The organism is Mycobacterium sp. URHB0021 (assembly GCF_054057895.1).
In genome coordinates this window covers 3572921-3590975 of the sequence record NZ_JBSRZT010000002.1, presented here as the reverse complement: position 1 = coordinate 3590975, position 18055 = coordinate 3572921, and the positions used below count along the sequence as shown (strand labels likewise).

Annotated in this window: 12 protein-coding genes and 3 pseudogenes; 4 read left to right on the top strand and 11 right to left on the bottom strand. The window is 66.4% G+C overall.

The annotated features are described in order from the left end of the window. Position 1: 1 nt before the first annotated feature. Positions 2-1085: pseudogene (locus ACVWWN_RS19865) on the top strand (IS630 family transposase). Positions 1086-1114: 29 nt separating this feature from the next. Further along, positions 1115-1522 (top strand): VOC family protein, encoded by a 408-nt coding sequence (locus tag ACVWWN_RS19860; protein WP_457145373.1) that lies wholly within the window; start codon positions 1115-1117, stop codon positions 1520-1522. Here ACVWWN_RS19860 and ACVWWN_RS19855 read toward each other — a convergent pair. Next, positions 1441-2124, bottom strand: coding sequence for a TetR/AcrR family transcriptional regulator (locus ACVWWN_RS19855; protein ID WP_457145372.1), 684 nt, complete (start codon positions 2122-2124; stop codon positions 1441-1443). The genes ACVWWN_RS19860 and ACVWWN_RS19855 overlap by 82 nt on opposite strands. 152 nt (positions 2125-2276) lie before the next feature. On the opposite strand from ACVWWN_RS19855, the gene ACVWWN_RS19850 reads away from it, so the two are divergent. Next, positions 2277-3686 (top strand): FAD-binding oxidoreductase, encoded by a 1410-nt coding sequence (locus ACVWWN_RS19850; RefSeq protein WP_457145371.1) that lies wholly within the window; start codon positions 2277-2279, stop codon positions 3684-3686. A gap of 3 nt (positions 3687-3689) precedes the next feature. Here the strand turns inward: ACVWWN_RS19850 and ACVWWN_RS19845 are convergent, their stop codons facing one another. The 9 genes and pseudogenes from ACVWWN_RS19845 to ACVWWN_RS19805 form a co-directional block, all read right to left on the bottom strand. Further along, positions 3690-4442: an alpha/beta hydrolase gene (locus tag ACVWWN_RS19845; protein ID WP_457145370.1), complete on the bottom strand. Its 753-nt coding sequence runs from the start codon at positions 4440-4442 to the stop codon at positions 3690-3692. 30 nt (positions 4443-4472) lie between these two features. Next, positions 4473-5987: a GMC family oxidoreductase gene (locus ACVWWN_RS19840; RefSeq protein WP_457145369.1), complete on the bottom strand. Its 1515-nt coding sequence runs from the start codon at positions 5985-5987 to the stop codon at positions 4473-4475. Between the two features lie 11 nt (positions 5988-5998). Beyond that, on the bottom strand, positions 5999-6607 hold the full coding sequence (locus ACVWWN_RS19835; RefSeq protein WP_457145368.1) for an isochorismatase family protein: 609 nt from the start codon (positions 6605-6607) through the stop codon (positions 5999-6001). Positions 6608-6734: 127 nt separating this feature from the next. Further along, a pseudogene (locus ACVWWN_RS19830) lies at positions 6735-7083 on the bottom strand (LLM class flavin-dependent oxidoreductase); the annotation flags it as partial. A 227-nt stretch (positions 7084-7310) separates the two neighbouring features. Beyond that, complete coding sequence (locus ACVWWN_RS19825) at positions 7311-10277, bottom strand: bifunctional [glutamine synthetase] adenylyltransferase/[glutamine synthetase]-adenylyl-L-tyrosine phosphorylase (RefSeq protein WP_457145367.1); 2967 nt, start codon at positions 10275-10277, stop codon at positions 7311-7313. 37 nt (positions 10278-10314) lie between these two features. Continuing rightward, entirely contained in the window at positions 10315-11655 is a 1341-nt protein-coding gene (glnA, locus tag ACVWWN_RS19820) for a type I glutamate--ammonia ligase (protein ID WP_457145366.1), read from the bottom strand. Between the two features lie 45 nt (positions 11656-11700). Further along, positions 11701-13233: an alpha/beta hydrolase gene (locus ACVWWN_RS19815; RefSeq protein WP_457149194.1), complete on the bottom strand. Its 1533-nt coding sequence runs from the start codon at positions 13231-13233 to the stop codon at positions 11701-11703. Between the two features lie 72 nt (positions 13234-13305). Next, positions 13306-14817 carry an alpha/beta hydrolase gene (locus ACVWWN_RS19810; protein ID WP_457145365.1) on the bottom strand — a complete coding sequence of 504 codons (1512 nt, stop codon included), beginning with the start codon at positions 14815-14817 and terminating at the stop codon, positions 13306-13308. 85 nt (positions 14818-14902) lie between these two features. Next, positions 14903-16294, bottom strand: a complete 1392-nt coding sequence (locus ACVWWN_RS19805; RefSeq protein WP_457145364.1) for a WS/DGAT/MGAT family O-acyltransferase — start codon at positions 16292-16294, stop codon at positions 14903-14905. 158 nt (positions 16295-16452) lie between these two features. On the opposite strand from ACVWWN_RS19805, the gene panB reads away from it, so the two are divergent. After that, complete coding sequence (gene panB / locus ACVWWN_RS19800; protein WP_457145363.1) at positions 16453-17289, top strand: 3-methyl-2-oxobutanoate hydroxymethyltransferase; 837 nt, start codon at positions 16453-16455, stop codon at positions 17287-17289. Here the strand turns inward: panB and ACVWWN_RS19795 are convergent. After that, positions 17286-18048 (bottom strand): annotated as a pseudogene (locus ACVWWN_RS19795) (enoyl-CoA hydratase/isomerase family protein). The gene panB and the pseudogene ACVWWN_RS19795 overlap by 4 nt on opposite strands. Between the last annotated feature and the right edge of the window lie 7 nt (positions 18049-18055).

Sequence of the window (18055 nt, the reverse complement as noted above, 5' to 3'; positions counted from 1 at the left end):
CATGAGGCAACCCGTTCCGGCTCTGTCGGTGTCTACAGGGCAGCGTGAGGTTCTCGAGTCGGTGGCGCGGTCGCAGTCCGCGCCGCATCGCGAGGTGGTCCGCGCGCGGGCGTTGTTGATGGCGGCCGACGGTCGGGCGAACACGGCGATCGCGGAATCGTTGTCGGTGTCGCCGGGGTCGGTCAGCAGCTGGCGCGCCCGGTTCGCCGAGGAGGGGCTGGTCAAGTTCGCCCAAGTCCGCGAGGGCCGGGGTCGCAAGAAGACGATCCCCCAGGACAAGATCGATGAGATCGTGGATCTGACACTGAACTACCGTCCCGAGGGCGAAACCCATTGGAGCTGCCGGACCATGGCCGCGGCTACCGGGGTGTCGAAATCGACTGTGCAGCAGGTGTGGTCGGCCCGGGGGCCTCAAACCGCACCGGGTCGAGACGTTCAAGCTGTCCAACGATCCGAACTTCGAGGAGAAGCTGGTCGATGTCGTGGGGCTCTATCTGAATCCCCCCGAGAAGGCCATCGTCTTGTGCGCCGATGAGAAGTCCTCGGTGCAGGCGCTCGACCGCACCCAGGCATCGCTGCCGATGGTCAAGGGGCGGGGCGAGACGATGACCCACGACTACAAGCGCCACGGCACCACCACCCTGTTCGCCGCTCTGAACGTGCTGACCGGCATGATCATCAGCCAGTGCATGCCCCGGCACCGGCATCAGGAATGGTTGAAATTCCTCAAGAGCATCGACCGGCAGGTCCCCAAGGACCTGCAGATCCACCTGATCCTGGACAACTACGCCACCCACACCCACGACGATGTCCGCCAGTGGCTGGATAAACACCCCCGGTTCCACCTCCACTTCACCCCGACATCGTCGTCCTGGCTCAACCTCGTCGAACGCTGGTTCCGGGAACTGACCGACAAAGCGTTGCGGCGCGGGGTCTTCCACTCAGTGCCGGACCTCGTCGCCTCCATCCAGGAATACATCGACGCCCACAACAACGACCCCAAACCCTACGTGTGGACCGCCACCGCCGAGTCCATCCTGGCCAAAGTCGCACGCGGCCGGATCACACTCGAAAAAGTCAGCTAAAAGCAGGACACACCACTAGGAGCTTGCCCATGGCCTTCTCTCCGATCAACCACATCGCGCTGACAGTGCGGGATCTCGAAGTCAGCGCCCCGTGGTACCGCGCGCTGATTGGAGACGACCCGCTACACGTTGAACATACCGACGGCGGCTTTCACCATGTGGTCTGGCGACTGAGCCGCGACACGCTGATCAGCATTCATCAGCACGACCAGGCAACGGACGGCCGGCGCTTCTCCGAGTTTCGGGTCGGGCTGGACCATGTGGGGTTCGGGTGTGCCAATCGCACCGAACTCGAGGCGTGGGTGAAAAGGTTGACGGAACTCGGGATCGAACACGGTGGCATCGTCGACGAGAGCTACGGATCCGGATTGAGTTTTCGAGACCCTGACGGCATCGCCCTGGAGTTCTTCGCCCTCCCCGAGGATCGCTCACGGTAACCGGTCCGGCCCAGCATCTCGGCAAGTTGATTCAGTAAGGCGGTTCGAAAGCGGTCGGCCGCCGGAGCGGGGAACTGCAGAACGCGGGGCACCATGGCACCGGCAAGCGCACCCAGTAGCAGATCGACAATATCCTCGGGACTGAGTGCGGGTGAGAACGCGCCCTGGTCACAGCCCTCGACCACCGTCTTCAGGAAGGGTGCTCGGTAACAGGCCCAATGGTCCTGGGCGTACTCGCGCATCTCCGCGTCCCGGATGCCGGCGCGCCAAAACTCAATGAGCAGTTCATGGTTGTACACCGGCGTGTTGAGGTTGCGGTCGATCAGCGCGATGAGGCGATTCCACGGGTCGACTACGGCGCTGGCCAGCGTGTCCAACGCGAGGAGTTCGACCTCGGTTGCGTGGCGCAGCGTGTCGATCAGCATGTCTTCCCGGGAACCGAAATAGTTCTGCAGTGTGCTGACCGCGACCCCGCTCGCCTCCGAAACATCGGTGTAGCGGGTGTTCTCGTAGCCCCGCTCCGCGAGGACTCGTGCCGCGCTTTCCAGGACAGCCGTCCGCCGTGTCCCGCCCGCACGGCGTTCGCGACGGTCAACAGGCATCCCAAAAGCGTATCGCAGTATCGACCGGCGCCTGCGTCGTACCTCGGCGACGGCTGAGGTGATGTACCCGACATCGTCGGCACGGTATCGGTATGTCCATACCGTGCTGTTGTACCGAGTAGAGCTGTCCAGTCAGCACGGAAGGACTATCGATGAACTCATGGCGTGACACACTCGGGGAACTGACACAAGCGCTGGAGGGTCCGAGCTTCGTCGCCGATTCTCCTGGCTATCAGGACGAGGTGGCCGTATTCAATCACGCGGTAGTCCACCAACCTGCACTGGCGGTGGGCGCAGCGACCGCGACGGACGTGCGCGCGGCAGTGGAATTCGCCTTGCGCCACCGCATGAACATAGCCGTCCTCAACACCGGTCACGGTCCATCGCTGCCCGCCGGGCCGGACACGCTGATGATCACCACGAAACGAATGACGAAGGTAGACATCAACGCCGACAACACGACGGCTCGCGTCGAGGCCGGGGTCCGGTTCGGGCAGCTGGTAGATGCCGCGGCGGCCCACGGGCTGGCACCGCTACCGGGTTCCTCACCCAGTGTCGGCGTAGTGGGCTACACCCTTGGCGGGGGCGCCAGCTCTACCATAGGACGAAAGTACGGCTGGGCGTCCGACCATGTCAGCGCGCTCGATGTGGTTACCGCGGACGGCCAATCGCGTCGAGTATCAGCAGAATCAGAAGCCGATCTGTTCGGCGCGCTTCTTGGCGGAAAGAGCAATTTCGGGGTTGTCACGGCGATGGAGTGTGCGCTGTTCCCCGTGACGCGGCTCTATGCGGGCTGCCTGTTCTACGCAGGCGAGCACACCCGAGAGGTGTTGCGGGCCTACGGGCGATTCACCAAGTCGGCGCCCGACGACATCACCACCGGCGTCGCGCTTCTCAATTTCCCGCCGCTGCCCCACCTTCCACCATTCCTGCAGGGGAAGCCGGCGGTTTCGGTGCGGTTCTCCTACCTGGGCGATGCCGAATCCGGCGACCGATTGATCAACCCGCTGCGAGACGCGGCGCCCGTTCTCCTGGACACCCTGGCGGAGATTCCCTACACCGAGTTCGCCTCCATCACCAATGATCCGACAGACCCGGCGCCCGCCGTCGAGCACTTCGGCCTGCTTCGCGAGCTGACCGACGACGCCGTGGACGCGATCGTCAACGTGGCCGGCCCCGACGGGGGCAGCCACCTCAACATCGTCGACATCCGCCACCTGGAAGGCGCTTTCAGCCGTCCGCCGGCGTTTCCGCATGCGGTCGGCGCGCGCGACGCGGCGTTCGCCTTCTTCGCCCTGACCGTGGTTCCACCCGGCCACGACGTCGCCGACTACCGGAACTCCGGCGGGGAACTGGCCAGCGCCCTGTCACCGTGGCACTGCGACAAATCCCATCCCGGTTTTCTTGGGCCGGCCGACGCCACTGAAGCCGGCACCCGCTCCGCGTATGACCCGGACACGTACCGGCGACTGCAAGAGGTCAAGTCAAAATACGATCCTGACAATGTGTTTCGCACGAACCACAACATCCCGCCCACCACGTTTAGGGACTCCAGACCGTGATGCTCAACGGAGCAGCTCGACCCAATCGTCGAGATGACCGGTCAGGAACTCGGCTGCCCCGTCGAGTGCCCTGCGCGCGCTGACGAGTTGCTCGACGTTGAACTGGAAGACGTGATGCATTCCCTCCCACACCTCGAGCCGCACTGTGCCGCGAGCGTTGACGACGGCAAGGGCCAAGCGCCGCGAATCATCGACTAGGACCTCGTCAGCGCCGACCTGGATCAGCAGCGGCGGCAGGTGCTCGTGGGCGTCGGCCCCGCTGAGGCTGAGATCGGTCCATGGCGAAAAGGTTGCAACGGCTGCGATCTCCAGTCCGTCCCGGACCGCCCGCGCTGTGGCGGCCAGGGCGAGGCCACCGCCGGCCGAGTCACCGGCGACCGCGACGCCGGCATGCGTGTGGCAGATCCTGCTCAGCGTCTCCACCGCAAGGTCGAGCGCTTGGGGCAGCGGAGAATCGGGGGCCACGGGAAAGTCGAGCACGAACGCCGCGACACGCGCCCGTGCCGCGATCTGGCTGACCAGACCGGCGTAAGCCGAAGCGCTGCCCACGCCGTAACCACCGCCGTGCAGGAACAGCAGGGCGCGATCCGGTGCAGCGTCGACGGGGCGCATCCAGACGCCGGGAGCGGGGTCATTGGTGGTGTGCTGCATGGTCACATCCGCAGCGACCGGAGGAGCGGCGGTGAACTGTCCGAACTCGGCCCTCAGCGCTCGCACGGCCGGAATGTCCTGGTCGTCGATGGGTATGACGGGCACTGCTGCTCCTTCGGTTGCCCGATGCCTGTGTCAGTCGCCGACGAGTCGTCTGCTGATGGCTTCGGCCATCATGATCGTGGTGACGTTCGGCGGGCCCGAAGGGATGTCGGGCATGATCGACGCGTCGATCACGCGCAGCCCCTCCACGCCACGGACGGCGCCCGTGGCGTCGACAACGGCGCCGGCATCCTCGGCACTGCCCATCGGCACCGTCGAGGTGGGATGGTGGTAGGCATCCACGGAGGCGATCACGGACTTCTCGAGCGCGGTGCCATCTTCCACTCGCTCGCCAGGGGTCAACTCGCATTCGACCATGTCGGCAAACGGCGCCTCGCGACCTATCCGGCGGGATAGCCGCACCGCTTCGAGCATTCGCCGGAGGTCACCAGGGTCTTCGAAGAAGTTCAAGCGGATGACCGGCGCCATCCGTGGGTCACGGCTTGCGAGGCGCACCGAGCCTGTCGAGTTCGGCAGCGTCACCGCGTTGGCCAGCACGATCGCTGCACCGGTTGGGCTTTGCGCCGGGTCGAAGATGTGCGTGGCGGAGATCTGAACGTCCAGTTCGTCGGGGTCCGCCTCGCTGGACCTGGTCCAGATGAGTGCTCCCGCGACGGGGTCCATTGATTTCGCTTCGGGTTTGAGTGCGTAGACGTTGTAGTAGAACGGGTGGTCTTTGAGGCGCTCGCCGACCGGGGCGTGAAGCAGGACGGGAATGTCCAGGTCCTGTAGATGTGACGCCGGGCCGATACCCGACCGCATCAGGATCGCCGGACTGCCGTAGGCGCCGGCAGAGAGGATGACCCGATTGCCGGTCATGGTTTCGCCGGTCACCAGGCGAACTCCGGTCGCGCGGCTGCCCGTGAATGTGACGCTGTCCACTTCGGCGTTTCCCTTGATCGTCAGGTTCGGCCGGCTTCGTACGTCCTCGGTCAGGTATGCCATGCCGGTGTTGATGCGCCGGCCGTCGAGCACGTTCAGAGGATAGGGCGACACCCCCTCTTGCTCGGCCCCGTTGAAGTCGTCTATCCGTGCCAAACCGACGGCCTCGGCTGCCCGCACGAATGCCCGCATCGACGGGGTGTTGGCCTCCATCGTGGTCTGACGTATCGGGAAGAGACCGCAACGTCCGTGCCATTTGTCGTCACCGGTGGGGGTGTTTTCGAGATCCTTGAAGATCGGCAGGACGTCGTCGAACGACCAGCCATCGATGCCGCGGGCCGCCCATCGTGCGAAATCGCTCGGGCGAGAACGCATTGCCACCGCTGCGTTCACGGCCGAACTGCCGCCGAGAACCTTGCCCCGTTTTGCCGCGATGTCGTGGCCGAGGCCGAGGTGGTCTTGGGTGTGATATCCCCAGTCGTGTGCGGCATCGGCGCCGACACGGTTGGCGTCTGCGATCACGTCCGGAAACTGCCCGGGCGCATATGCCGGTCCTGCTTCGAGCAGCAGGATTCGTCGTTCGGGATTCTCGCTGAGGCGATTGGCGAGTACAGCTCCCGCCGATCCGCCGCCGACGATGACGACGTCGAATGAATTGCTGGGCATGTCCGCGGCCGTCACCGCCTCAAGGCGTCGGCCACCTGGCCCATCAGGGTGGCGAAGGGCATGTCGAGCGCGCCGTAGATGGCGTTGGCCTTGGGGTCGGCGTTGTCGGCCATGACCTCGACCATCATGGTGGCGTAGTCAGACACCTCGATGCCCAGAGTGGTGAGCCGTGCGAGTCCGGCTTCGCGCTTGTGGTGCGAGAACGTGCCGCATGCGTCGACCGCCACCACCGGGTGAAAGCCGTTGTCGCGCGCGCAGATCGCGGGAAGCGACGCGCACACCTCGAATGACAGACCGGCGATGATCAGGTGATCACGCCCAGTCTGTCTCACCTGGGCGACGAATCGCTCGTCGTCCCAGGCGTTCACAGTCGACCGATCGAGGATATCGGTCTCGCCCAGGACTTGTTTGAGCTCGGGGATGGTGGGACCCCACATGCTGTCGCGTGCAGTGGTGACGGCAACGATCGGCAATCCGAGGATCTGCGCAGCGCGCGCCAACCCCACCACATTGTGTTTGAGTTCGTTGACGTTGATATCTCGTACACCGGTGAACAACCCCACCTGATGATCGATCAGCAGTACGGCAGTGTTGTCGCGAGTGAAGCGCACCCGACTCATGTTGTCTCCTTGATGTGCTCTGACCCGCTCGATGCCCGCGTGGAGGTATGTAGTCATGAAAAATGACTGTCAGTGACAATTACTACTTGCCGAGACCAGATCTGTCAAGAGCCGCTCGGCCTGACCATCAGTCGTCGAGTCCCAGGTCCTTGCGGAAGCTACGCATACCGTCGATCTTCTCGGCAGTGGTCGCGTTGGGTCCGGCGTAGAACATCCACGGCATCGTGATGATGCCGTTGATACAGCCGGCCTCGGCCCGTTCGTAATGCTCCGCGGTGAACACGTCGGTGAGCGGGGTCAGGACGGTGAGATCGTCCATCGACAAGCCGTGCTGTGCCCGCATTTCACGCAATCGGTCGACACGTTCCACGGCGCGCTCCGTGGTGATCAGGTCTCCGATCCAGCCATCGTGCCGGGCGGCGCGGCGCAGCGCGATATCGGACAGGCCACCCGACGTAGACGGGAATGTGCGGAGGGCAGCGTGGAGGTGGCACTCCGCTGCGCACGTTCGAGGATTGCGGTCACCGCCTCGATGGCCGCCTGCGCCTCGCGAACGGTGTCCTCGTCGACCGCGGTCCGGATGCCGGCATCGATCAGCCGACGCAGCGCGTCGGTCAGCGGCCCGTACAGGTCCCGCTGGCGCTCGTATTCGTCGGCACTGATCAGATCGAAGCCGAAGTCCACGCAAACCGGGTCTGCCCCATTAGCCGAAGACCTTTCGTACCACGGCTTTCGCCCGGCGGGTGACTCGCAGGTAGTTGTCGAGGAACTCTCCCCCGTCGTCACTGCCCCATCCCGCGGCGAGCGCGACCGCGTTGAGTTGGCGGCCCGGTCCCGGGAGCTGGTCGGTGGGCTTTCCACGCACCAGCACCAGCGCATTCCGCGCCCGGGTGGCGGTGAGCCACGCCTGCCTCAACAACTCCACGTCGCCTTCCGCGATCAGTTCTGCGGCTCCGATCGCGTTGAGTGTCTCCAGGGTCGAGGTGTTGTGCAGCGCCGGGATCTTGTCGGCGTGGCGAAGCTGCAGCAGCTGGACCGTCCATTCGATGTCGGCAAGGCCGCCGCGGCCCAGCTTCGTGTGCGTGTTGGGGTCCGCGCCGCGGGGCAGCCGCTCGGCATCGACCCGGGCCTTGATCCGGCGGATCTCCTGCACGGCTTCGGCCGACACCCCACCCGGCGGGTAGCGGGTCTTGTCGACCATCACGAGGAATCGCTCACCCAGACCGACATCGCCGGCCACCCGGTGCGCCCGCAGCAACGCCTGGATCTCCCATGCCTGCGCCCACTGCGCGTAGTAGGCCTCAAACGAAGCGAGGGTCCGCACCAGGGGCCCGCTGCGGCCCTCAGGCCGCAGGTTCGCGTCGACCTCCAGCGGAGGGTCGCCGCTGGGCGTACCGAGCAGCGCCCGCACCTGTTCGGCGATGCTGACCGACCAGCGCACCGCCACGGACTCCTCGACACCGTCTTCCGGCTCACACACGAACATCACGTCGGCATCCGAGCCGTAGCCCAGTTCGCCGCCGCCGAGGCGCCCCATCCCGATCACCGCAATACGCGCCGGCGCAGCCGAATCCACCGTGTTCTTCCGGATCACCGCCTCCAGCGCGGCCTGCAGCACCGCCACCCACACCGCTGTCAGCGCCTTGCACACGTCGGTCACCGCGAGCATGCCGAGCAGGTCGGCGGAGGCGATCCGGGCCAGCTCCCGCCGCCGCAGCGTGCGCGCCGCCGCGATGGCGCGCAGCGGGTCGGCGTGCCTGCCCGCCGAGGCGACGAGTGCACGGGCCACACCGTCCGGTTCCACTTCGAGTAACTTGGGACCGGCCGGACCGTCGGCGTAGGACTGGATGACCTCCGGTGCGCGCATCAACAGATCGGGTACGTAGGCCGACGTGCCGAGCACCTGCATCAGCCGCTTCGCCACTGCGCCCTCGTCGCGCAGTGTCGACAGGAACCACCTCTGCTCGGCAAGCGCCTCACTGATCCGGCGGTACGCCAGCAGGCCCGCATCCGGGTCGGGGGTGTCGGACAACCAGTCCAGCAGCGTGGGCAGCAGCACTTGTTGGACACGGCCGCGGCGGCCGCGGGCGCCGGTGAGCGCCGCCAGATGGGTCAGCGCACTCTGCGGCCCCTCATAGCCGAGCGCAGCCAGCTGACGCTCGGCGGCCTCGGCGCTCATGCCCCCGGAAATGCCGAGCGCCGGTTGTCCAACCGACTCCAGCAGCGGCTGGTAGAAGAGCTTCGCGTGCAGCCGTGACACCCGCAGGCTCTGCCGCTTGAGTTCCTCGCGCAGCACGCCGAGCGCATCATGCCGGCCATCGGGGCGCATGTGAGCCGCACGCGCCAGCCAACGCATCGCCTCGTCGTCATCGGTCTCCGGCAGCATGTGGGTGCGCCTGAGCCGCTGCAGCTGCAGCCGATGCTCGAGAAGTCGCAGGAATTCATATGACGCGGTCAGATTCGCGGCGTCGTCGCGTCCGACGTAGCCGCCCGCGCCGAGCGCCGCCAGAGCATCGACCGTCGACGCCACGTGCAGCGAATCGTCATTGCGGCCGTGAACGAGTTGCAGCAGTTGCACGGCGAACTCGACGTCACGCAGCCCGCCGGTGCCCAGCTTGATCTCGCGGGCCCGCACTCCGGCGGGAACCAACTCCTCGACGCGTCTGCGCATGGACTGCACCTCGGGCACGAAGTCCTCGCGCTCGCTGGCCGTCCACACCATCGGCATCAACGCTTCGACGTACTGCTCGCCGAGTTCCGCGTCGCCCGCCGCGGGCCGCGCTTTCATCAATGCCTGGAACTCCCAGGTCTTGGCCCAGCGCTGGTAGTAGGTGACGTGAGACTCCAGCGTGCGGACCAGCTGGCCGTGTTTGCCCTCCGGCCGCAGCGCCGCATCCACCTCGAAGAACGCGTCGGCGGCGAACCGCATCAATTCGCCGGCGACCCGGGTGGTGGTCGTGTCGGCGGACTCGGCGACGAAGATGACGTCGACGTCGCTGACGTAGTTGAGCTCGCGTGCTCCGCACTTGCCCATCGCGACCACCGCGATCCGCGACGCCTGGGCGCCGGTCACCGATCGGGTGGCCACGGTGAGCGCGGCGCCCAGGGCGGCGTCGGCCAGGTCCGAGAGGTGCTCGCCGACGGTGGTGAACGGCAGCACGGGTTCGTTCTCGACCGTCGACGCCAGATCCAGTCCGGCGAGTATCAGCAACCGGTCGCGGTACAGACTCCGCAGCGGGTTCACCGCACTGGTTGTGCCCCTGTGCATCTCGACCGTTCCGGCGAGCTCGGCGAAGGCGTCACGCAGTTCCACGGCCGACGGCAGCTCCACCGCGCCCTCGAGCAGATGCCATGATCCCGGATGGGCGACCAGATGGTCTCCCAGCGCCAGTGAGGAACCCAGCACACCGAACAGCCGGCCGCGCAGCCCGCGATCCTTGAGCAGAGCGGCGTTGAGTTCGGCCCAGCCGTCCTTGGCGGCCTCGGCCAGTCGCACCATCGCCTGAAGCGCGGTATCCGCGTCGGGCGCGCGCGACAGCGACCACAGCAGCTCCACATGGGCGTCGGTGTTCCAGCCCAGCCCGTCCAGGTCAGCGGGGGCCTGAGGGTCGACCAGCCCCAGCCGGCCTACGCTGGGCAGCTTCGGACGCTGCGTCGCAGGTTTGGCCACTCAGTCACGGTAGCGCAGGCGCCATTCCGTACGTTTTCTACAGCGAAAGGTACGTCTTCAGCTCGTAGGGCGTGACATGGCTGCGATAGGTTTCCCACTCGGTCCGCTTGTTGCGCAGGAAGTAGTCGAAGACGTGCTCCCCCAACGCTTCCGCGACCAGTTCGGAGTTCTCCATGTCCGCCAGGGCCACGCCGAGGCTGCCCGGCAGCTCCTTGTAGCCCATCGCGCGGCGCTCCTCGGGCGTCAGACTCCACACGTTGTCCTCGGCCTGCGGACCCAGCACGTAGTTCTTCTCGACCCCGCGCAGACCCGCCGCCAGCAGTACCGCGAACGTCAGATACGGGTTACACGCCGAATCGGGGCTGCGCACCTCGATGCGCCGCGACGACGCCTTGCGCGGCGTGTACATCGGGACGCGGACGAGCGCCGAGCGGTTGGCGGCTCCCCATGACGCGGCGGTCGGGGCCTCCCCGCCATGCACCAGCCGCTTGTAGGAGTTCACCCACTGATTGGTGACGGCGCTGATCTCCTTGGCGTGTTCGAGAATGCCGGCGATGAACGACTTGGCCACATCGGAGAGCTGCAGCGGATCATCGGGGCTGTGGAAGGCGTTGGTCTCCCCTTCGAACAGGCTCATGTGGGTGTGCATCGCCGAACCCGGGTGCTCCGCGAAGGGTTTGGGCATGAACGACGCCCGCACCCCGTCGCCGAGCGCGACCTCCTTCACGACGTAGCGGAACGTCATGACGTTGTCCGCCATCGAGAGGGCGTCGGCATAGCGCAGGTCGATCTCCTGCTGCCCCGGCGCACCTTCGTGATGGCTGAACTCGACCGAGATCCCCATCTGCTCGAGCGCGTCGATGGCATGGCGGCGGAAATTCGGCGCCGCGTCGTGCACGGCCTGGTCGAAGTAGCCGCCGTTGTCCGCGGGCACCGGCGGTGATCCGTCGTCGGGGCCCCGCTTCAACAGGAAGAACTCGATCTCCGGATGCACGTAGCAGGAAAAGCCCAAGTCGCTGGCCTTTGCCAGTTGGCGGCGCAGCACATGTCGCGAGTCCGCCCACGACGGTGAACCGTCCGGCATGGTGATATCGCAGAACATCCGCGCGGAGTGGTGCTGGCCAGAGCTCGAGGTCCACGGCAGCACCTGGAACGTCGATGGGTCGGGGCGTGCCACCGTATCGGATTCCGACACCCGGGCGAAGCCCTCGATCGAGGAGCCGTCGAACCCGATGCCCTCCTCGAAGGCACCCTCGAGTTCGGCGGGTGCGATCGCGACGGACTTCAGGTATCCGAGCACGTCCGTGAACCACAGGCGGACGAAGCGGATATCGCGTTCCTCCAGCGTGCGCAGCACGAATTCCTTCTGCCGATCCATGAGCGCAGCGTAGGTTCCGGCTGTTAATTCTGTGTTACGAAGCTGCTAGCACCGCAATCCGTCCGGCGGCAGGACGGAGTCCACGAGGAAGTTCACCACCGCGGTGTCGACGCACTGGTCACCGTTGAACACCACCGTGTGCTGCGTGCCGTCGAACGTGATCAGCGCGGCATCCATCTCGCGGGCCAGGTCCACGCCCGCCTGGTACGGGGTGGCCGGGTCATGAGTCGTCGAGACGACCACGACCTTGCCGGGACCGGGTGACGACGCCTGGTGCGGTGTGGTCGTGGCAGGCACCGGCCACATCGCGCAGGTGTCACGCGGTGCGAGGCCGGTGAAGTCGCCGTAGGCCATGAACGGGGCCACCTGGCGGATCTGGCGATCGGCTTCGGCCCACACCGCCGGATCGGTCGGATAGGGCGAGTCGACGCAGCGGATCGCGGCGAAGGCGTCCTGCAGGTTCTGGTAGTGGCCCGATTGATCGCGGTGCTGGTAGTCGTCGGCCAGCAGAAGCAGGTCGCCCGGGTCGCTGCCGCGCTGCAGTCCGAGCAACCCGCTGGTGAGGTACTTCCAATATCGCTGCGTATAAAGAGCGTTCACCGTGCCGGTCATGGCGTCCTGATAGCTGAGCCCGCGCGGGTCCGCGGTCGCGGCCGGCCGCTGCACCAGGGGATCGACCAACGCGTGGAAGCGGTTGACGTACTGTGCCGGATCGTTGCCGAGTGGGCAGCCGACGTATTTCCCGCACTCGGTGGCGTAATCGTTGAATGCGGTCTGGAAGCCGGCCATCTGGCTGACGGTCTCGGCGACCGGATCCGCACTGGGGTCGACCGCACCGTCGAGCACCATCGCACGGACCCGGTCGGCGTACCGCTCGGCGTATGCCGATCCGAGTTCGGTTCCGTAGGAGAAGCCGAGATAGTTGATCTGGTTTTCACCGAGTGCGGCGCGGACGACGTCGATGTCGCGCGCCGACGATGCGGTGCCGACGTTGGCCAAGAACTCCGCACCCATGCGATCGGCGCACTCTTGCGCGAATTGCCGGTAAACGCTTTCGATCCGGGCGACACCGGCGGCGCTGTAGTCCGTCATCGGCTCGCGCCGGTAAGCGTCGAATTCGGCATCGGTGCGGCACCGAAGTTCGGGCGTGGAATGCCCGACGCCACGCGGGTCGATGCCGACGAGGTCGAAGCGGCGCGCGATGTCGGTGCCGGCCAGCGATGCGCCCATGCTGGCGACGGTGTCGACCGCGGATGCGCCCGGACCGCCGGGGTTGACCACCAGCACGCCGAGCCTGTCGCCGGTGGCCGGTACCCGAATCACGGCCAGTTGCGCTTGCGCGCCTTCAGGTTTCGCGTAATCAACCGGCACCGAGACGGTGCCGCACTGCGCGGCGGGGACGGCGTTGGCGTTGGTGTCACCGATGAACCGCCCACAGCTTCCCCAGACCGGTGGCTGCCCGTAGAGCTGGGTGGCTTGTCCGTCCGGCGCCGCCGAGGCCACCGGGCATGCGACCGCTGCCAGGAGGATGGCGAGCAGCGCGGAGATCATCGTGCCCACCCGCCCCATGGCGAACATGGTCGCACGGGTACCGGGCATGGGTCTGCCCCGGGAGACAAAGGTGATCGGGCTGTTATCGGACGCGGGCGGTCAGCATTTGGTGTCCGGCGGCGGCACCGTCACGTCGACGAGGTAGCGGGCGGCGATGTCGTCGACGCAGCTGTTCCCCTGGAACACCACCGTGTGCTGAGTGCCGTCGAACGTGAGCAGCGTTCCGCCGAGTTGATGGGCCAGGTCGACACCGGCCTGATACGGCGTGGCCGGGTCGTTGGTGGTCGACACGACCAGGATGGGAGGCAGCCCGCTGACATTGATCTCATGCGGCGTGCTGGTCGGCGGCACCGGCCAGAACGCACATGTGCCGAGCGGCGCGTCTCCGGTGAAGTCGCCGTAGCTCATGAACGGCGCGACCTCGCGGGTGCGCCGGTCCTCGTCGACGACCTTCGCGTGGTCGGTGACCGGCGGCTGGTCCACGCAGTTGACCGCCACCCGCACATCGGTCGAGTTGCTGTAATGGCCCTGCGCGTCCCGACCCATGTACAGATCGGCGAGCGCGAGCATCGTGTCACCTTTGCCGTTCTTCATTTCGTCGAGCGCCTGGGTGAGATGGCGCCACAGGCTGGGTGAGTACAGCGGCAGGATGGTCCCGACGATGGCGTCGCTGTAGCTCAGGCCCCGCGGATCGTCGGTCTTGTCCGGCTTCTCGACCAGTGGATCGACCAGGCTCTTGTAGACGTCGACGGCCTTGGCCGGGTCGGTGCCGAGCGGACAGTCGGGTTCTTTGGCGCAGTCGGCGGCGTAGTCGTCGAACGCCTTCTGGAACGCGGCGGCCTGGCGGATGTCGGCCTCGACGGGGTCGGCATTCGGGTCCACGGCGCCGTCGAGGATCATCGCGCGCACGTTCTGCGGAAAGGCCTCGGCGTAGGCCGATCCGATCCGGGTGCCGTACGAGTAGCCCAGATAGGTCAGCTTCGCGTCGCCGAGGGCTGCACGCATCGCGTCGAGGTCCTTCACCACGCTGACGGTTCCGACGTTCTCCAGGAATTCCTTACCCATCTTGTCCACACAGCGCTGGACGAATTCCTTGGTTTCCTTCTCGATGTGGGCGACGCCGGCCGGCGTGTAGTCGACCTGCGGGTCGGCACGGAGCCGGTCATTGTCGGCGTCGGAGTTGCACCACACCGCGGGTGTGGAGTTGGCCACCCCGCGCGGGTCGAAGCCCACCACGTCGAAGCGCTGACGCACCGATTGCGGCAGCGTTCGGACGAGCGAGGCGGCGGCCTCGACACCCGATTCACCGGGTCCGCCGGGGTTGACGATCAGCGAGCCGATCTTGTCGCCGGTCGCCTTGAACCGGATCATCGCCAGCTGGGCGACGTCGCCCTCGGGCTTGGCGTAGTCGACCGGGACCGAGAGCATGCCGCACTCGGCTCCGGGCGGAATGCGGCTCTCGTCGGAGGGCGCGGACTTGCAGTCCGCCCACTGGATCGGAGAGCCCGGCCGGGGCACCGCGATGACGGCGCGCCCGTCGACCACATTGCTGCAGCCGGCGACAAGTACCAGCGCAGCAGCCGCCGCGAGGACCCCGGTCCTGAGGTTCATGGCTCAACATGCTGCCATGGACACGCGTCGGCCCTGGTTAGGCGGGGTTTGATGTCGCCCGCCGGAGCGGCTGCGGTTCCCGCGGCTAGCTCGTGGCGTCGAGCAGCTCGGACAGCGCGGCCTGGAAATCGTCGGCCATGTCCCACAGATCGGGCAGCAACTCCGGGCACGACACGATCCCGACGTCGAGTTTTCCGGTCAGCGACATCACGGTGATGTTGAGCCCGCAGCCGTGGAAGATCGGGCCCAGCGGGTACATCGCCTTCACCTCGGAGCCCATGAAGTACAGCGGCACCTGGGGACCGGGCACGTTGGATATCACCAGGTTGTGCACCGGTTTCGCGCCACTGAGCCGGCTTGCGGCGTAGACGCGCATCGCCACTCCGAACACCGCGGGCGCGGCGAACTGCGACCAGTCCTGCAAGAGCGTGGCTCCGATCGCCGAACTGTGTTGTTTCGCAACGGAATTCGCCTCGGCAATCGACTTGATCCGTTCCACCGGATCCTCGATATTGGTCTCCAGCCGCGCGAACATGCCCGACACCTGGTTGCGTCCGGGCCGGTCGGACTTGTCGTGCACCGACACCGGAACCATCGCCACCAGGGTGCTGTCCGGCAGCTCACCGCGGTCGAGGAGGAACTTCCGCAACACCCCGGACACCAGCGCCATCACCACGTCGTTGACCCTCACCCCGAAGTGGTCCTTCACCTTCTTGACGTCTTCGAGGTCGAGCTGGGCGAACGCGACGTTGCGATGGCCGGTGACGTTGGCGTTGAACGCGGTCTGCGGTGCCGCGAACGGCGCCGCCATGGTGAGGCCGCTGCGGGCGCGTTTGACCGTGTCGATCACCGACGACACCGTCGTCGGCAGCACATTGACCAGCTTCAACGGCCGGGTGGCAAACCTGACCGCGCCCTGCACGACGATCTCGAGGCCGCTGGCATTGCCCACGCCCTCCACCGGATCAGGGGGCGGCGCGTCGGGTTCGGTGCTGCACAACTGCGACATCAGGTTGGCGCCGGTGACACCGTCGACGCCGGCGTGGTGCACCTTGGTCATCACCGCTATCCGGCCGCCGTCGTGGGCGTCGGTGCCCGCGAGGTTCTCGATGATCCACATCTCCCACAAGGGACGGCGGCGATCGAGCGGCAACGAGGCGATGTGTCCGCAGATCTCCGCAAGCTCGATGCGGCCGCCGGGCGACGGCAGGCCGATGCGGTGCAGGTGACGGTCGACGTCAAAGTCCTTGTCCTCCACCCAAACCGGATGATCGAGGTTGAACCGGTTGTTGGCGAGCTTCTCCCTGAACTCCGGCATCGCCTTGATCCGGAGGCCCAGCGCGTCGCGGAGCCGGTCAAACGTGTACCCGCCCGGCATCGTGGAGGTGTCGACCTCGAGGATCGAACACACATGCAGCGGCTGCGCGGCGGTTTCGAGATACAGGAAGCTGGCGTCGAGTCCGCTGAGCCGTTGCATGCCGCCGATGTTAGGCGTGGGCGAGACAGGGTGTGAGGAAGTCCACTTAACAGTTCTTTTACCTTCTGACGCCAGGGTGGCAGACTTGGGACGTCAGAACGGACCCGGGGACCCAAAGGGCCACGAGGGACGACCAGACCAACCCATGAGGGACAACGATGTCTGAGCAGACTGTCTATGGTGCTGCCGAATCCCGGCCGCGGACGAAGGTGCGCACCCACCACCTGCAGAAGTGGAAGGCCGAAGGCCACAAGTGGGCCATGCTGACGGCCTACGACTACTCCACCGCCCGGGTGTTCGACGACGCCGAGATCCCGGTGCTGCTGGTCGGCGATTCCGCCGCCAACGTCGTCTACGGCTACGACACCACCGTTCCGGTGACCATCGAGGAATTGATTCCCCTCGTGCGCGGCGTGGTCCGCGGCGCCCCGCACGCGCTGGTCGTCGCCGACCTGCCGTTCGGCAGCTACGAGGCCGGTCCCGCACAGGCGCTGGCCACCGCGACGCGATTCCTCAAGGAGACGGGCGCGCATGCGGTCAAGCTCGAGGGCGGTGAGCGCGTCGCCGACCAGATCGCCACGTCGACGCAGGCAGGCATCCCGGTGGTGGCCCATATCGGCTTCACCCCGCAGAGCGTCAACGGTCTGGGCGGCTTCCGGGTCCAGGGCCGTGGCGACGCCGCCGAGCAGACCATCCACGACGCCATTGCGGTGCAGGAAGCCGGTGCCATCGCGGTGGTGCTGGAGATGGTGCCGGCCGAACTGGCCACGCAGATCACCGGCAAGCTGACGATTCCGACCGTCGGCATCGGCGCCGGGCCCAACTGCGACGCGCAGGTGCTGGTGTGGCAGGACATGGCGGGGCTCACGGGCGGCAAGACGGCCAGGTTCGTCAAGTGTTTCGGCAATGTCGGCCGCGAATTGCACCACGCCGCAACGCAATACGCCGCCGAGGTGGCCAGCGGTTCATTCCCCGCCGACGAACACTCGTTCTAGGCGAACTCCGGCTTCCGCTTCCCGAGGAACGCGTCGATACCTTCGCGTCCGTCGGCGGACTCGGCACGCTCGGCGATCTGCCGGCCCTCGAGTTCCATCTGCTCCTCGAGGCCGCTGGAGAAGGTGGCCAGCAGTAGCCGCTTGACTCCGCCGTTGGATCCGCCTGCGGCGGCGGCCATTCGGCCGGCCAGCACATCCGCCCGGGCAGCCAGTTCGTCGTCGGGTACGACTTCGGTGACCAGGCCCCACTGAGACGCCTCCTGAGCCGACAGCGTCCAATTGGTCAGCATCAGTTCTTTGGTTTTGGCGATATCGATGAGTCGCGGCAGGTAGTAGGAGGAACTGCCGTCGGGGCTCAGCCCGACCCGGGTCTAGGCCATGGTGAACGAGGCGGACTCCGCGGCGAGTACGAGGTCACCGATCACCGCGATGGAGAAACCCGGCGCCCGCGGCGGTGCCGTTGACCGCCGTGATCAGCACGGCGTCCATGCGGGAGAACGACGAGATGGCGCGGTGCAGATCGTCGGCGACGCCCTTGATATGCAGCCCGCGTTTCGGCGCCGAGGCAAACGGCTTCAAGTCGCCGCCCGCGCAGAAGAATCTTCCGGACCCAGTGAGCACGACGACCTTCGTCGCATCGGCGTCGCAGCGCCGTGCGGCATCGGCGAGTTCCCGAGTTATGGTGGCGTTAATGCCGTTTGCGGCGTCGGGCCGGTTCGGTGCAATCCAAGTGATCGGCCCGGAGTGCTCGACTGTGATGGTCTCG

Coding starts and splice junctions, on each gene's coding strand:
- ACVWWN_RS19860 (WP_457145373.1), top strand. CDS start 1,115: ATGGCCTTCTCTCCGATCAACCACATCGCGCTGACAGTGCGGGATCTC.
- ACVWWN_RS19855 (WP_457145372.1), bottom strand. CDS start 2,124: ATGCCTGTTGACCGTCGCGAACGCCGTGCGGGCGGGACACGGCGGACG.
- ACVWWN_RS19850 (WP_457145371.1), top strand. CDS start 2,277: ATGAACTCATGGCGTGACACACTCGGGGAACTGACACAAGCGCTGGAG.
- ACVWWN_RS19840 (WP_457145369.1), bottom strand. CDS start 5,987: ATGCCCAGCAATTCATTCGACGTCGTCATCGTCGGCGGCGGATCGGCG.
- ACVWWN_RS19835 (WP_457145368.1), bottom strand. CDS start 6,607: ATGAGTCGGGTGCGCTTCACTCGCGACAACACTGCCGTACTGCTGATC.
- glnA (WP_457145366.1), bottom strand. CDS start 11,655: ATGGATCGGCAGAAGGAATTCGTGCTGCGCACGCTGGAGGAACGCGAT.
- ACVWWN_RS19815 (WP_457149194.1), bottom strand. CDS start 13,233: ATGTTCGCCATGGGGCGGGTGGGCACGATGATCTCCGCGCTGCTCGCC.
- ACVWWN_RS19810 (WP_457145365.1), bottom strand. CDS start 14,817: ATGAACCTCAGGACCGGGGTCCTCGCGGCGGCTGCTGCGCTGGTACTT.
- ACVWWN_RS19805 (WP_457145364.1), bottom strand. CDS start 16,294: ATGCAACGGCTCAGCGGACTCGACGCCAGCTTCCTGTATCTCGAAACC.
- panB (WP_457145363.1), top strand. CDS start 16,453: ATGTCTGAGCAGACTGTCTATGGTGCTGCCGAATCCCGGCCGCGGACG.